Annotated in this window: 13 protein-coding genes and 1 pseudogene; 7 read left to right on the top strand and 7 right to left on the bottom strand. The window is 71.8% G+C overall.

Features of this window, described 5'->3' with window-relative positions; translation table 11 throughout:
• Positions 1-55 precede the first annotated feature (55 nt).
• From ACIRSS_RS10555 to ACIRSS_RS10545, 3 genes are read left to right on the top strand one after another with little or no spacing between them, the layout of a single operon-like run.
• Positions 56-769, top strand: coding sequence for a 2OG-Fe(II) oxygenase (locus ACIRSS_RS10555; RefSeq protein ID WP_400893100.1), 714 nt, complete (start codon positions 56-58; stop codon positions 767-769).
• Entirely contained in the window at positions 766-1,143 is a 378-nt protein-coding gene (locus ACIRSS_RS10550; RefSeq protein ID WP_400893097.1) for a hypothetical protein, read from the top strand. The genes ACIRSS_RS10555 and ACIRSS_RS10550 overlap by 4 nt, the downstream gene beginning before the upstream one ends.
• Positions 1,143-1,631 (top strand): methylated-DNA--[protein]-cysteine S-methyltransferase, encoded by a 489-nt coding sequence (locus tag ACIRSS_RS10545; protein ID WP_400893094.1) that lies wholly within the window; start codon positions 1,143-1,145, stop codon positions 1,629-1,631. Before ACIRSS_RS10550 ends, ACIRSS_RS10545 begins: the two co-directional genes overlap by 1 nt.
• A gap of 1 nt (position 1,632) precedes the next feature.
• On the opposite strand, the gene ACIRSS_RS10540 is transcribed toward ACIRSS_RS10545, so the two are convergent.
• On the bottom strand, positions 1,633-2,235 hold the full coding sequence (locus ACIRSS_RS10540; protein ID WP_400893091.1) for a LysE/ArgO family amino acid transporter: 603 nt from the start codon (positions 2,233-2,235) through the stop codon (positions 1,633-1,635).
• 66 nt (positions 2,236-2,301) lie between these two features.
• Between ACIRSS_RS10540 and ACIRSS_RS10535 the strand changes: the two genes are divergently transcribed.
• Positions 2,302-3,183, top strand: coding sequence for a LysR family transcriptional regulator ArgP (locus tag ACIRSS_RS10535; protein ID WP_400893089.1), 882 nt, complete (start codon positions 2,302-2,304; stop codon positions 3,181-3,183).
• A gap of 10 nt (positions 3,184-3,193) precedes the next feature.
• On the opposite strand, the gene ACIRSS_RS10530 is transcribed toward ACIRSS_RS10535, so the two are convergent.
• Together ACIRSS_RS10530 and ACIRSS_RS10525 are read right to left on the bottom strand one after the other, a co-directional pair.
• Positions 3,194-6,376, bottom strand: a complete 3,183-nt coding sequence (locus tag ACIRSS_RS10530; RefSeq protein ID WP_400893087.1) for an NACHT domain-containing protein — start codon at positions 6,374-6,376, stop codon at positions 3,194-3,196.
• A gap of 100 nt (positions 6,377-6,476) precedes the next feature.
• Positions 6,477-7,109, bottom strand: coding sequence for a TetR/AcrR family transcriptional regulator (locus ACIRSS_RS10525; RefSeq protein WP_400893084.1), 633 nt, complete (start codon positions 7,107-7,109; stop codon positions 6,477-6,479).
• A 65-nt stretch (positions 7,110-7,174) separates the two neighbouring features.
• Between ACIRSS_RS10525 and ACIRSS_RS10520 the strand changes: the two genes are divergently transcribed.
• Complete coding sequence (locus tag ACIRSS_RS10520) at positions 7,175-8,692, top strand: FAD-dependent monooxygenase (protein WP_400893081.1); 1,518 nt, start codon at positions 7,175-7,177, stop codon at positions 8,690-8,692.
• A 42-nt stretch (positions 8,693-8,734) separates the two neighbouring features.
• Here ACIRSS_RS10520 and ACIRSS_RS10515 read toward each other — a convergent pair whose 3' ends face one another.
• Complete coding sequence (locus ACIRSS_RS10515; protein WP_400893079.1) at positions 8,735-9,754, bottom strand: hypothetical protein; 1,020 nt, start codon at positions 9,752-9,754, stop codon at positions 8,735-8,737.
• 108 nt (positions 9,755-9,862) lie between these two features.
• Here ACIRSS_RS10515 and pip point away from each other — a divergent pair, with 108 nt between their 5' ends.
• On the top strand, positions 9,863-10,789 hold the full coding sequence (gene pip, locus ACIRSS_RS10510) for a prolyl aminopeptidase (protein WP_400893077.1): 927 nt from the start codon (positions 9,863-9,865) through the stop codon (positions 10,787-10,789).
• Here the strand turns inward: pip and dmpG are convergent.
• Together dmpG and ACIRSS_RS10500 are read right to left on the bottom strand one after the other, a co-directional pair.
• Positions 10,786-11,811, bottom strand: a complete 1,026-nt coding sequence (gene dmpG, locus ACIRSS_RS10505) for a 4-hydroxy-2-oxovalerate aldolase (protein WP_400893074.1) — start codon at positions 11,809-11,811, stop codon at positions 10,786-10,788. The genes pip and dmpG overlap by 4 nt on opposite strands.
• The gene (locus tag ACIRSS_RS10500) at positions 11,808-12,707 is read right to left on the bottom strand and encodes an acetaldehyde dehydrogenase (acetylating) (protein ID WP_400893072.1); all 900 of its coding nucleotides are present in this window, start codon (positions 12,705-12,707) and stop codon (positions 11,808-11,810) included. Before ACIRSS_RS10500 ends, dmpG begins: the two co-directional genes overlap by 4 nt.
• Here ACIRSS_RS10500 and ACIRSS_RS10495 point away from each other — a divergent pair.
• Positions 12,667-13,092: pseudogene (locus tag ACIRSS_RS10495) on the top strand (OsmC family protein); the annotation flags it as partial. The gene ACIRSS_RS10500 and the pseudogene ACIRSS_RS10495 overlap by 41 nt on opposite strands.
• On the opposite strand, the gene ACIRSS_RS10490 reads toward ACIRSS_RS10495, so the two are convergent.
• Positions 13,041-14,270: an MFS transporter gene (locus ACIRSS_RS10490; protein WP_400893069.1), complete on the bottom strand. Its 1,230-nt coding sequence runs from the start codon at positions 14,268-14,270 to the stop codon at positions 13,041-13,043. The pseudogene ACIRSS_RS10495 and the gene ACIRSS_RS10490 sit on opposite strands and share 52 nt — an antisense overlap.
• Positions 14,271-14,384 lie beyond the last annotated feature (114 nt).

Raw genomic sequence — 14,384 nt, 5'->3', positions numbered from 1 at the left:
GGAATTTCCCGCCCATCCGATCTCACGTTTCACCCGGCCGGCGCGTCTACCGGGTATGAGCACTTTCGAGAACCGCGTCGCCGCCGCCGATTGGGAGGCGGTGGCCGCCGAAGTCGATGACTACGGCTGCGCCCTGCTTCCCCCGCTGCTCACGCGGGCCGAGTGCGCGAAGCTCGTCGCGCTCTGGGATCAGCCGGAACACTTCCGCGCCACCGTGAACCTGCGGCGGCACCGCTTCGGCGACCACGGCGACTACCACTACTTCGCCGCCCCCTTCCCGGAGCCCGTGCACCGGCTCCGGGAAGCGCTCTACCCCCGCCTGCTGCCCATCGCACAAGACTGGTACACCCGGCTCGGCCGCGAGCCGGACTGGCCGTCCACTTTGGACGAATGGCTGAAAGTCTGCCATGCCGCCGGGCAACAGCGGCCCACGCCGATCCTCTTGCGCTACGAAACCGGCGGCTGGAACGCCTTGCACCGCGACCTCTACGGCGACAAGGTGTTCCCGCTGCAAGTCGTGATCAACCTCAACGAACCGGGCGTCGACCACACCGGCGGCGAGTTCCTGCTCGTCGAGCAGCGGCCGCGAGCCCAGTCCCGCGGCACCGCGACGCTCATCCCGCAGGGCCACGGCCTGGTCTTCACCACCCGCGACCGCCCAGTCCGGTCGGCCCGCGGCTGGTCCGCGGCGCCGGTGCGCCACGGCGTCTCGGCTGTGCGGTCCGGCCGGCGGCACACGCTGGGCCTGGTCTTCCACGACGCGGCATGACCGACGCGGAACTGGAGGCCCTCGTGCGGCTGATCGGCCCGGCCCGGCACGTCGTGATCGGCACGGCGGCGGACCCGGCCTCGCGTGCCGACGGCGAACGGATCGCCCGAGCCTGGGGCGGTCTGGTGCTGGCGACGGTGACGTGGCCGGAAACGGCGGCGTCGTGGCTGCGCCAGGCCCGGCGGTTCGCCGCGCCGGACCCGGACGTCTGGGTGGTCAGCGCCACCCCGGCCGGCTGGGCGGGCATGACCCGGCGGCTGCTGCGATCGACGTCATGGGGTCCGCATCGGACGGTCGTGACCGCGAAACTGGCCGAAACCCGGCTGCCCGGCCTGCGCGGCGCGCGGGCGGACGGCACCACTTGGGAGGACTGATGAAGCACGCGATCATCGACTCGCCGATCGGCGAGCTCACCCTGGTCGGCGACGGCGACGTCGTCACCGGCCTCTACTTCCCGCACCACTGGACCCGCCCGGACCGGACGACGTTCGGCCCGCGCGACGACACGGCGTTCCCCGCCGCGGCAGCGCAGCTGAAGGAGTACTTCGCCGGCCAGCGCACGGAGTTCGACGTACCCACGCGAGCCGACGGCCCGGCCTTCGACCGCGCGGTCTGGGCCGAGATCGCGAAGATCCCGTACGGCGCGACGGCGACGTACGGGGACCTCGCGCGGTCCGTCGGGGCGTTGCCGCACGAAGTCGGCGCGGCGGTCGGGCGGAACCCGCTGAGCATCCTCGTGGCGTGCCACCGGGTCGTCGGGAAGAACGGGAAGCTCACCGGGTACGCGGGCGGCGTGAAGCGCAAGGAGTTCCTGCTGGAGCTGGAACGTCCGCCGGCCGACGAGCGAGGTCAGCTCTGGTGAGTCACACGTGGCTCAGGAGCATCGTCGCGCCGAGGCCGGTCATCGTGACGGCGATGAGGACGTCGAGGACGCGCCAGGCCGCGGGCCGGGCGAAGAGCCCGGCGAGGCGACGGGCGCCGAAGCCGAGGGCGCTGAACCAGACGGCGCTGGCGATCCCGGCGCCGAGGCCGAACAGCCAGCGCCCGTCGCCGTGGGCGACCGCCACCGAGCCGAGCAGCAGCACCGTGTCGAGGTAGACGTGCGGGTTGAGCCAGGTGAACGCGACACAGGCGAGCACGGCTTTGCGCAGCGGCGTCCGTTCCCCGCCGACGGCCATGACCGACGGCCGGAACGCCCGCCGCGCGGCGAGGGCGCCGTAGCCGAGCAGGAAGAGCCCGCCGCCGACGGCGATCACGCCGATCGCCGTCGGCCACTGCTGCAGCACGGCCCCGATCCCGCTCACGCCGAGGCCGATCAGCACGAGGTCCGACACGGCGCAGATGACGACGAGCGGGGCGACGGCGCCACCGCGCAGGCCCTGTTGCAGCAGGAAGGCGTTCTGCGAGCCGATGGCGACGATCAGGGAGAGGCCGGTTCCGAACCCGGCGAGGAGCAGAGGCAGCACCCCGCCACGGTATGACCGTCCCGCTGGATTACTCCAGCTAAAGATTCTTACCTAACATTAGCGTTCGTGATGTCCGATCTCCCGCTCGACCAGGTCAGAACGCTGCTGGCCGTAGTGGACGAGCAAAGTTTCGACGCCGCGGCGGCGGTCCTGCACGTGACGCCGTCCGCGGTCAGCCAGCGGGTGAAGGCCCTGGAGCAGCGCACGGGCCGCGTGCTCCTGCTCCGGACGAAGCCGGTGACGCTCACCGAGTCCGGCCAGGTGCTGATCCGTTTCGCGCGCTCGTTGGCCCAGCTGGAGCAGGACGCGCTGGCCGAGCTGGGCCTCGGCTCGTCGACCCGGACGCTGTCGATCGCGGTGAACGCGGACTCGCTGGCCACCTGGTTCCTCCCGAGCCTGGCCCACGTCCCGGAGTCCCTGGGAATCTGCTTCGACCTGCAACGCGAGGACCAGGACCACACGGCGGCGCTGCTGCGCGAAGGCTTGGTGATGGCCGCGGTGACGGCGTCGCCGCAACCGGTCCAGGGCTGCACGTCGGTCCGCCTGGGCCGCATGCGCTACCGGGCGATGGCGTCCCCGGAGTTCATCGCCCGCCGGCTGACGGCACCCCTCACGACGTCCCTCCCCCAGGCACCGGTGGTCATGTTCGACCGCAAGGACGACCTGCAGGACCGCTTCCTGCGAGGCTTGACCCGCCGTCGAACGTTCACGCCGATCCGCCACTACATCCCGGCATCGGAATCCTTCGCCGACGCGGTGGCGGCCGGCCTGGGCTGGGGCATGGTCCCGGAAATCCAGGCGGCATCCCGCGCGAACGCCCTGGTGGACCTGGCCCCGGACCGGCCGTTGGACGTACCGCTGCACTGGCAGCAGTGGAAGCTGGACTCCCCCGCCCTCGCGGCCGTGGCACACGCAGTCGCCGAAGGGGCGAAACAAGCGCTCCGCTGACCGAGGCAGGTCAGTCGAAGGACGAGTTGACCTCGACCCGCGAACCCTCGCCGAGCAGGTGTCCGCCGCTGACCGGCGTGCTGCCCTCCACCTGCACCAGCAGGTTCGTGACACCGGCGAGCCCGGCGAGGTTCACCGGCCCGCCCTGCGAGATCCGCAGTTCACGCAAGACCGGCATGCGGGTGATCGGGATGAGGTCCCGCGCGGTCCTCGCCGAGCTCACGGTCAGCCGGCGCAAGCGGGGCAGCTGGGCCAACGGCATCAGGTCGGTGACCGGCGTCCCGGTCAGGTCGAGCTCGTGCAGGTTGTGAAGCGCAGTCAGCGGTGTGACGTCGACCGGAGCGCAGAGCCGGAGATCGAGGGAGCCGAGCGAAGCCGCCCACTGCCTCGGCATACCCGTCAGGGAACTCAGATGGGCGCACCCCACCAGCTCGATCTTGTGCGGACTCACCAGGAACGCCAGCGGAGTCAGTTCCTTGAGGTCCTCGATGAACGCCAGGGCCAGGCTTTCGAGCGTCGAGGCGTGCACGCCCAAGCCGGCGAGGTCTGCCACCCCGCACCCGCCCAGCAGGGCCAACTCGCGAAGTGAACTCATCTCGTGCAACGCGCTGAGGTTGCGGATCCGCTTCACCAGGAGCAGGAGCGATTCGAGCCGGTCCAACGCCACCAGCGGGGCGATGTCGACCGTCTTGGCACCGTCCAGCGCGAGCGTGCGCAGGGCCGGGGTCGACAACGTCGAGAGATCGACCAGCCCGGACGCGGACAGCGTCAGTTTCTCCACCTGGGCGGGCACGAACGCCAGGGAACCGAGCTGCGGCACCGAGCACACCAGCTCCTTGACGTGCTTCAGGTGCCGGAGGCTCGGCGCCATCGCCGGGTCGTGCACCTCCAGCGCGGAGATCTGCAGGTCGGCGAGCACCTGCCGCGCGTAGGACTCGGCGTCGAACCTCGGCCACGCCGTGACGAGCTCGTGCTGGACGCTCTTGCGCCGGTCGCCGGCGAACCGCGAGATCACCGGAAGCGCTTCGTCCACCCCGATCTCGGCCGCCGCCCGGACCGTGGCCGCGGCTTCCTGGGCGGTGCGAACCTCCGCGGCCGCGAGCAGGTCCAGCACGAACAACCCCGCCGAGGCGAAGGCCCGCGCCGCGCTCAGCGACTTCGGCGGCAGGAGCTCCGCCGCCCGGCGGGTGATCTCGCCGTGCAGCCGCGGTTCCAGCTCCGGCGAGGTCTCCAGGCACGCCACCGCGAGCAGGTGCAGCGTGTACCGGTGCTGCCCTTCCCGGTCGCCGCGGTCCACCAGTCCGGACAGCAGCTCCTCCCGCTGGGCGCGCGAGGCGTGGCCGGCCGCCATCACGACCACCTCGTGCCACTGGTCCAGGTGCCCGTGGGCGACCAGGGTGCCGACGTCGTCGGTGTCCACGATGGCCGCCCGCGCCGCCAGGTGCTCCTGGAACGTGCGGTGCACGAAGTCGACGCGTCCGTCGACGGGCTCGCGCAGCAGGCCGGTCCGCTCCAGGAGGTGCCGGTACACCGCGCCGGCGTCGGCGCCGACCTCCGGCATGCCGCGCAGGCGCCGGCCGAGCTGCTCGATCGCCCGGCTCACCGCCGCGTCGGAGAAGTCGTTGCGCAGGAACCAATAGGCGAGATCCGACAGCAGCAGCGTCTTCCGCGTGCGGTTGAGGCCCGGCAGCGTCGAGAGCCGCCGCTCGGCGTCACGCCGTTCCAGCAGCATCTGCAACGCGACGTCGTAGAGTTCCATGCGGTTGTCGGGAAGATCGCCGCGCCGGTCCCGGTGGAGCGCGCAGAGCAGCGCGCACAGCAAGGGGTACCCGGCCAGCTTCCGCAGGTGGTACCGGCCGGTGAGCTGCCGGAGCAGCCCGCGCTCGTAGCGGTCCAGCTCCCGCCGGGCGGTCTCGTCCGGGCACTGCGCGCGGACGGCCTGGTGCCAGCGGTCGACGAAGACCCGCACGTCGCTGGGGACCATCGGCTGCAGGTCGGCGACGGTGAACTCCTCGCCGCGCAACCACTCCGGCGGAGCCGCACTGGGCCGGGACGTGACGACGCAGCGCATCTCCGGGAACGCGGTGACCAGCTGGCGCAGCCACGACCGCGCCTCGCCTCGGCGCTCGGCGGCGAGCTCGTCCACCCCGTCGACGAGCACGACGGCCCGGCCGGCCCGCAACAGCTCCTGCACCCAGCCCTTGGGCATCTCACTGGCGATGTGCCGGCCCACCTCGTCGAGGAACCGTTCCGGCGGCGGCAGCTCGCGTTCGGCGTACCGGCGAAGAGGGATGAAGAACGGGATCAGGTCGTTCCACCCGGACAGCGGCGCGGCGAAGTCCGACCGCGCGCCGCGGACCGCGATCCACTGCAGCAGGGTGGTCTTGCCGAGCCCGGCTTCGCCCCGGATGAACAGCCGCCGCGTCCGCGAGAGCAGCTCCTCGATCCGGCGACTCGGCGCGAAGGCCTCTTCGCCCGCCGAGTCGGACACCGCGGTGAGACTCAGGTACGCGACGGACAGCGGGTACCGCCGGCTCCCCTCGGACAAGGTGGCGCCGAACATCTGCACGTGGTCCAGCGTGCGCGCGACCAGCTGGCGGTAGTCGTAGCCGAAGTCCGTCGCCCGCCGTCGTTGCGGCAGCCGGCCCAGCACGTCCCGGATACCCGCGACGATCTCGGTCTCCCGGCGGAGGATCTCGGTGAGCGCGTCCGGCGTGAAGACCGGGAGGCCGCGCGCGATCTCGATGACGTACCCGCAGCACTCGCGCAGCAGCAGGCCGTAGAGCGTGGTCGCGCCACTGGACAGGTCGCGGGTCGCGTCGGGAACCTGCGAACGGAAGTGCCGGTCGAGCCGGCGGGCGTCCAGGTCGGCGGCGAACAGGTCGTCGTTGTCCAGTCCGGCCCGCTCGAACGTGGAGCGCACGGCTTCGATCGCCGCCAGCCGCTCGTTCTCCCGCAGATCGCGGTATTCGAACTCCATCATCGGGGTGAGCCGCTCGGCGACCGCGTCGGTGAAGTGCTCGATCATCCGGTAGAGCTTGCGCTGGGTGAGGTGGGTGTTGAGCCGGCCGGCCAGCTGCTCGACCACGTTGTCGCCGATCGCGGCCGCGACCGTCTTGTCGCCGAGCCAGAGCTTGGTGGCGCTGCGAACCGCGGCCGCACCCAGCCCGACGAGTGCCGCCTCGATGCTCACCTGGTCTCCCCCGGATCCGGTTGCGGGCACCGATCATCCAGCAGCCACGCCGGGGGTCTTCAAGCCGTGGCCCGCAACACCGCCCGATCGGCCCAGCGAGTTACCGCGATGAGTCCGGGAAGTCACCCACTCCGCGTTCCACCAGGTCGAAGGCCTGGTCGATCACCGCGACCTGCTCCCGCCGCACGAGATCCGCGTCCTCCCCCGCCACGATCCGCCCCATGGCGTGCGAGAACACCGTCGTGATCGCCGATGTCAACAGCCCCGCCACCATGCGGGAGCGGAACACCTCCCCCGTCTCCGCGACGAACACCTCCGCGAACGCCGAAGCGATCTCCCGCTCCTGCTCGTACCACCGGGCCATCAGCGCCGGACTCGACGTCAGCACCCACCAGAACCCCGGGCCGCCGGTGATGGCTCCCGACAGCGGGTGCCCCGAAGCCAGCAGCGCGTGCTGGTGCGCGCGCAACGCGGCCACCGGCGATACCCCCGCCGGGCGGGAACGGACCACCTCGGTCAGCTCCGCCAAGCGGTCCGCGTGGCGGTCGAGGAACAGGTCCTCCTTGCGGGGGAAGTAGTTGAACACCGTCATCTTCGACACGCCCGCCGCCTCGGCGATCTCGGCCACCGTCACCTCCTCGAAGCCGCGCTCGATGAACAGGCCCGTGGCCACGTTCGAGATCAGCGCGCGGGTGGCCCGCTTCTTGCGCTCGCGCAGTCCGTGATCCGCCATGAGCCGAGAGTATAGACCGGGCACAAAGTTTGACTCGGTAAAAGTTTCGGGGCATCATCGGAGCCATGAACACGGATGTGGTGATCTCCGGGGGCGGACCGGTCGGGTTGATGCTCGCCTGCGAACTCCGGCTGAGGAACGTGAATGTGCTGGTCGTCGAGCGGCTCAGCGAGCCCGACCTGACGATCAAGGCCGGGGCGGTCAACCTGACGACCGCCGAGGCCTTCTACCGCCGGGGCCTGCTGCCCGCGGTGGACGAAATCGTGCGGCAGAACGCCAAGCAGATCGAGGCGTTCATGAAGTCACGCGGCGGTGGTGGGCCGAAGGCCACGATCCCGGTGGGGCACTTCGCCGGGATCATGGTCGCCTCCAGCGGGGTCCACTTCGACGATCCCGCCTTCCGCGAGGTCGGGCCCGCCTCCCGGGTCGTCGTGATCCAGCAGCAGGCCGTCGAAGCGGTCCTCGCCGCGCGCGCTCTCGAACTCGGGGCCGAGATCCGGCGCGGGGTCGAGGTGACCGGGTTCGACGCCGGCGACGACGGCGTGACCGTGCGGCTCGGTGACGGAAGCGAAATCGGCGCCGGCTGGCTCGTCGGCGCCGACGGCGGCCGCAGCTTCGTGCGCAAGCAGGCCGGGTTCGAGTTCCCCGGGACCGAGCCCGCCATCACCGGACGGCAGGCGCTCGCCGAGCTCACCGGCGCCGAGGCGCTCCCCGCGGGCTGGCAGCACGGCAACGGCGGCCTCTACGTCCACGGGCCGATGCCCGGCCGGATGCTGACCGTCGAGTTCGACGGGCCGCCCGAGGACCGGCACACCCCGATCACCGCCGAGGAGCTCGAAGAAAGCTTCCGGCGCGTCTCCGGCGCCGACATCCGGGTGACCAAGGTGCACAGCGCGACGCGGTTCACCGACAACGCGCGGCAGGCGACCACCTACCGCCAGGGCCGTGTGCTGCTGGCCGGCGACGCCGCGCACGTCCACTCCCCCTTCGGCGGGCAGGGCCTCAACCTCGGCATCGGCGACGCCGTCAACCTCGGCTGGAAGCTCGCCGCGACCATCCACGGCACCGCGCCGGACGGCCTGCTCGACACCTACACGACCGAACGGCACCCGATCGGCGAGTGGGTCCTCGAGTGGACCCGGGCGCAGGTCGCGCTGATGCGCAGCGACGTCCGGACGAAGGCGCTGCGCCAGATCGTCACCGACCTGCTGCTCACCGACGACGGCGCGACCTACCTGGCCAAGAAGCTGTCCGGCGTCCTGCACCGGTACCCGATCGACGGCGAGCACGACCTCACCGGCCGCGGCGCGCCCGACTTCGCGTTCGCCGACGGCACCCGGCTCGGCGAGCACCTGCAGGACGGCAAGGCGCTCCTGCTCGACCTCGCCGAGAACGCCGAGCTGCGCGAAACCGCGCGCGGCTGGACCGAACACGTGACGACGTTGACGGCGAAGTGCGTCGGCGAGCCGTCCCTCACCGGGGTCCTGGTCCGGCCGGACGGCTACATCGCCTGGGCCTGCGAGGACGGCGCGACGACCGGCCTGGCCGACTCGCTGCACCGCTGGTTCGGCGAGCCCGCCTGACGCCGAGGGGCGCGCCGGGAAACCGGCGCGCCCCAATGGTTTTCAGTAGGCGACCGCGAAGGCGTGGCTCATCGCGTCGTAGTGCTTCACCGTCGAGCCGGACGCGTCGGGCAGGCCGCCCGACGCCATCTGGACCGCGCCCGTCGAGCCGCTCACCCAGTCCGTCTTCACGTAGAAGTTGAACTTCGGCACGCAGCCGTTGCCCGTCGCCGCCGTGAAGCGGGTGTTCAGGGGGACGACGTAGTGGTGGACGTCCCGGCGGACCAGCGCCGTCACGCTCGACGAGGCATCCGACTTGCACAGCGTGCCGTCGGCCTTCCACTGGTTGACGAACAGCGTCACCCGGGCGGTCATGCTGTTCACCGGGCAGCCGCCCGTCGGCTCGGGGTAGCACGCCATCAGTTCCATGTCGCCGAACACGCTGAGCCCGGTCACCGGCGCCATTTCGAAGATGTCCGTGGCCGGCTCGCGGACGGTCGGGGCCGCGGAGCTGAGGCCGATGACGCGGCCGGGAGGCGTGTCCCCGTCGTCCGCCTGCGGCGGCGTGCCGGCGGTCGTGTTCGCGACGCTGGTGTCCGCGAACTTCAGCTCGCCGCTCGCCAGGTTCACGGTCGAGTTGCCCAGCCCGAGGTTGGCGCTGCGCAGGTACGTCGTGCACGTGACGGTGCCCGCCGCGCCCGGGTGGACCAGGAACCGCGTCGTGACGTTGATGTCCCGCAGCGAAGCCGGGGTGCCGGTGGCGCTCGCGATGATGACGTTCTGCCCGAGCACCTCGTTCTTCGTCCAGCCGCTCGTGCTCGAACAGCGGACCTCGTTGTCGATCAGCGTCGTGTTCGACGCGTTGTTCGCGCGCAGCGTCGAGTAGACGTAGGCGGTCTGGTTCGCCGTCATCGACAGCTGCACCGAGCCCAGCGCGGCGACGTACTGCGTCTCGTGCGGCGAGGTCACCGTGCGCGGGGTGAACGTCACCGCCGTCGCCGCCTGCGCCGCCGGAGCGGCGCCCAGCAGCCCGGCGAACCCGGCCGCGCACGCGACCGCCGCGGCGAAGATCCTGCGTTTCATCGAAGTCCCCTCAGCAGAAGTGGAATGATCATCGGGACCGATTCTGGCGGTCGGAAGCGAACCGCGAACCGGTCAAGACCGGACGTCGACCGAAAGAGGACACCCGCGATGGCCGAGCTGTACCCGTTGACCGAGCCCTACGACCACGGGCTCCTCGACGTCGGCGACGGCCACCGCGTCCACTGGGAGACCTACGGGAACCCGGCCGGCAAGCCCGCGGTCTTCCTGCACGGCGGGCCGGGCCAGGGCAGCGCGCCGGGCATGGCGCGCGCGTTCGACCCCGCCCGCTACCGGGTCGTCCTGCTCGACCAGCGCGGCTGCGGCCGGAGCACGCCGCACGCGACGGCGTCGGTGCACGCCAACACGACCGACCACCTGGTGGCCGATCTGGAGAAGCTGCGCGAGCACCTCGGCATCGAGCGCTGGCTGGTGACCGGCGGCTCGTGGGGCACGACGCTCGCGCTCGTGTACGCCGAGCGGTTCCCGGAGCGGGTTTCGGAGATCGTGGTGAGCGCGATCAGCACCACGCGCCGGTCGGAGATCGACTGGCTCTACCGCGGGGTGCGCCGGTTCTTCCCCGAGGAGTGGGCGCGGTTCAGCTTGGGCGCCGAGGACGACGTCGCCGCGTACGCGCGGCTGATGGCCGACCCCGACCCGGTCGTCCGGCAGCGCGCGGCGGCCGCGTGGTGCCGGTGGGAAGAGGTGGTCCTGTCCCTCGAACCCGGCGCGCCCCCGGTGAGCGACGCGCCGCTCTCCGAGGCCGCCCACGCGTTCGTCCGCCTCACGACGCACTACTACGCGAACGCGGGGTGGCTCGAGGAAGGCGCGGTGATCCGGGATGCCGGCCGGCTCGCCGGCATCCCGGGTGTGCTGATCCACGGCCGGCTCGACCTCAGCTGCCCGGTGACCACGGCGGTCGAGCTCGCCGAGGCGTGGCCGGGCGCGCAGCTGCTCGTCGACGACCACTCGGGGCACCGCGGGAGCGACGTCAAACGCGGCTGGAAGCTCGCCGCGCTCGACCGGTTCGCGGCTTAGCCCTCGGCGGCCAGCGTCACCGCCACGTCGATGATCATGTCCTCCTGGCCGCCGACGAGCGCGAGCTCGCCGCAGCGGCGCAGGATCGCCTGCGCCGGCACGCCGTACCGCTCCGCCGCGCGCTCGGCGTGCAGCAGGAAGCTCGAATACACCCCCGCCCAGCCCTGAACGATCGCGTTGCGGTCCATCTTCGGCCAGCGGTCCAGGTACGGGCGGACGACTTCCTCGGCCGCGTCGAGCAGCCCGCCGACGTCGAGGCCCGTGTCGATGTCGAGCCGGTCGAACACCGCCGCGAGCACCTCGGTCGGCGAGTTCCCGGCCCCCGCGCCGAGCGCGCACAGCGACCCGTCGATGTAGCGCACCCCGGCCTCGTACGCCAGGACGGAGTTCGCGACGCCGAGCGAGAGGTTTTGGTGGCCGTGGTAGCCGACCCACGCCGTGTCGCCGACTTCCGCGACCAGCGCCTCGAACCGCGCGCGGGCTTCGTGCATCAGCAGCGCGCCCGCCGAGTCCGTCACGTACGCCGCCTGGCAGCCCGCGTCGACCATGATCCGCGCCTGCTTCGCGAGATCCTCCGGCGGCGTCCGGTGCGCCATCATCAGGAAGCCGGCGGTCTCCATGCCGAGCTCGCGCGCCAATCCGAAGTGCTGCGGCGAGACGTCGGCCTCCGTGCAGTGCGTCGCCACCCGCACCATTTCCGCGCCCGCGTCGAACGCGCGCTGGAGGTCTTCGGCCGTGCCGATCCCCGGCACGAGCAGCACGGCGATCTTCGCCTGCTTCGCCTCTTCGCGGGCCGCCGAGATCAGTTTCAGCTCGTCGACGGCGGAGAAGCCGTAGGTGAACGACGAGCCGCCGAGGCCGTCGCCGTGGGTCACCTCGATCACTTCGACGCCGGCGCGGTCCAGCGCGCGCACGGTGTCGCGCACCTGCTGTTCGGTGAAGCGGTGCGCCATCGCGTGGCTGCCGTCGCGCAGCGTCGTGTCGACGATCCGCACGTCGTGCTCGAGTTCCGGCCTTGTCACGCGGGCACCTCCTGCTTGGCACGGGCCATCAGCTCGCCCACCCGGGCGGCCGCGGCGGTCATGATGTCGAGGTTCCCGGCGTACTCCGGCAGGTAGTCGCCGTTGCCGCGGACCTCGAGGAAGATCCCGACCCGCGCGTTGCCGTCCCACTCCTCGCGCGCGTCGTCGAACTGCGGGTCCGCGCGCAGCGTGTAGCCGGGCACGTACTTCCGGACCTCTTCGGCCATTTCGTGGATGGACGCGGTGATCGCGTCGCGGTCGGCGTCGAGCCCGATCGCGCAGAACACGGTGTCGCGCATGATCATCGGCGGCTCGACGGGGTTGAGGATGATGATCGCCTTGCCGCGCCCGGCGCCGCCGACTTCGGCGACCGCGCTGGACGTCGTGCGTGTGAACTCGTCGATGTTCGCGCGGGTGCCGGGTCCTGCGCCGCGCGAAGCCACCGACGCGACGATCTCCGCGTACGGCACCGGCGTCACGCGGGAAACCGCGTGCACCATGGGAATCGTGGCCTGGCCGCCGCAGGTGATCATCGAGACGTTGGGCGCGTCGAGGTGCGCGCCGAGGTTCACCGGCGGGCACACCATCGGGCCGAGGTGCGCCGGGGTGAGGTCGATCGCCTGGATGCCGGCTTCTTCGTAGCGCGGGGCGTTGGCGGCGTGCGCCTTCGCCGATGTCGCCTCGAACACCAGCTCCGGCAGGGGATCCTGGCGCAGCAGCCAGTCGACGCCCTCCGCGGAGGCCTCGATCCCCTGGGCGCGGGCGCGTTCGAGCCCGTCGGACTCGACCACGCCGACCACGTAACCGACTTCGATCACTTCACTGCGTCGCAGCTTCGCCAGCAAATCGGTGCCGATGTTGCCGGGGCCGACGATCGCCGCTTTCACGGGAGCCATGCCGTCGACCGTCGCACCGGGCGGGGCGAGCGGAACAGCCTTGTGTTCCGGCCAACGGAACGTCGACACTGTTCCCATGGCATTCGAGGTCGTGGCCGGCGCCGGCACCCTGCGCGGCGGAACGGGCGTGCGTTTCCCCCACCGCTGGACGTCCGAGGGGGTCGGCGTGGAGACGGAGTTCACGGGCGGCCACCTGCTGAGCCTCGCGGCGGCGGGGTGCGTCCTCAACGACGTGTACCGCGAGGCGGACAGGCTGGGGATCGAGCTGGCCGGCGTCCGGGTGACGGCTTCGGGCGGCTTCGACCCGACGACCTGGGCGTCGACCGGCATCACCTACTCGGTCGAGCTGGATTCGACGGCGTCGGCGGAGGACCTGGCCCGGCTGCTGGAAGTCGTCGACGAGGTCGCCGAGATCCCGCGGGCGCTGCGGGCCGGGGCTCCCGTGCGCCGCGCTCCCTGAACCACCGCCGCCCCCGCGAGGGCCACCACACCCCCGGCAGTCATGACAGCCGGCAGGGAGACGGCGTCGACCACGAAGCCGCCGGCCAGCGCGCCGGCGGAGATCGTCGCCTGGAAGGACGCGGTGAACAGGACGGTCGCCGCCTCCGGGGCGTCCGGCGCCGCCCGCGCGAACCAGGCTTGGGAGCAGACCGGCACGGCGCCGTAGGCGACACCCCACACCACGAGAAGCGCGAGCGCGCCGATCGGGCCGGCGTGCGGCAGGAGCACGGTCGCGAGCGCGATCAGGATCGCCGCGGTGGTGAAGTTCAGCCGGTTCATTCCCGCCAGGAAGGTGCCCGCGATCCCGGCGGCGCCGTAGACGAGGAGGTAGCCGCTGAGCACCTCCGGGCGGACGACGTCCCGCAGCAGCGGCGTGATGTAGGTGTAGGTGCCGAAGTGGGCCAGCACGACGAGGAAGGTCACCGCGAGTCCACTTCGGACTCCGCGCCGGGTCAGCAGTCCTTTCAGGACGGTCGCGCGGGTCGCTCCGGTCGCGGGCAGGGGCGGTGTCACGAGCCGGAGGGCGGCGGCGGTCGCGAGGGCGAGCAGGCCGAGCACCAGGAAGGCCGTCCGCCACCCGGCGAGCTGCCCGACGAGGGTGCCCAGCGGGACGCCGAGCACCGAGCCGAGCGGCACCGCGGAGAAGATCACGGAGGTCGCCCGGCCGGCGGCGGCCGTCCCGACGAGCCGGGGCGCCAGACCCGAACCGATCGACCAGAAGCCGCCGATGACGAGCCCGACGAGGAAGCGGGCGACGAGCAGGACCGCGAAGGTGGGCGCGGCCGCGGCGAGGAACCCGGCGACCGCGAGCAGCAGCATCAGCGCGGCCAGCATGGTGCGCCGGTCGAGCCGCCCGGTGCCGACGGTGACGACCGGCGCGGCGACGGCGGCGACGAAGCCGGGGACGGTCATGGTCCAGCCGGCCGTCCCGGCCGCGAGGCCGAAGTCGCCGGCGATCGGGTTCAGCAGGCCGATCGGCAGGATCTCGGTCGTGACGATGGCGAAGATCCCGACGGTCACGGCCACGACGGCGGCCCACCGGCTGCGCGGAGAGGTGATCATGAGACCGAGTAGACCGGCGTCGGTGCGCGGATGCTGGCAGGAACGCGACAACTCCGTGTAGGCGGCTCACCGGTTTGATCGACACGCGATCGGGGCAGCTTCGGGAAGTCAACC

It is taken from the genome of Amycolatopsis sp. NPDC101161 (assembly GCF_044768185.1).
In the GTDB taxonomy this organism is placed as follows: Bacteria; Actinomycetota; Actinomycetes; order Mycobacteriales; family Pseudonocardiaceae; genus Amycolatopsis.
This window is presented reverse-complemented; position numbering and strand designations above follow the sequence as displayed.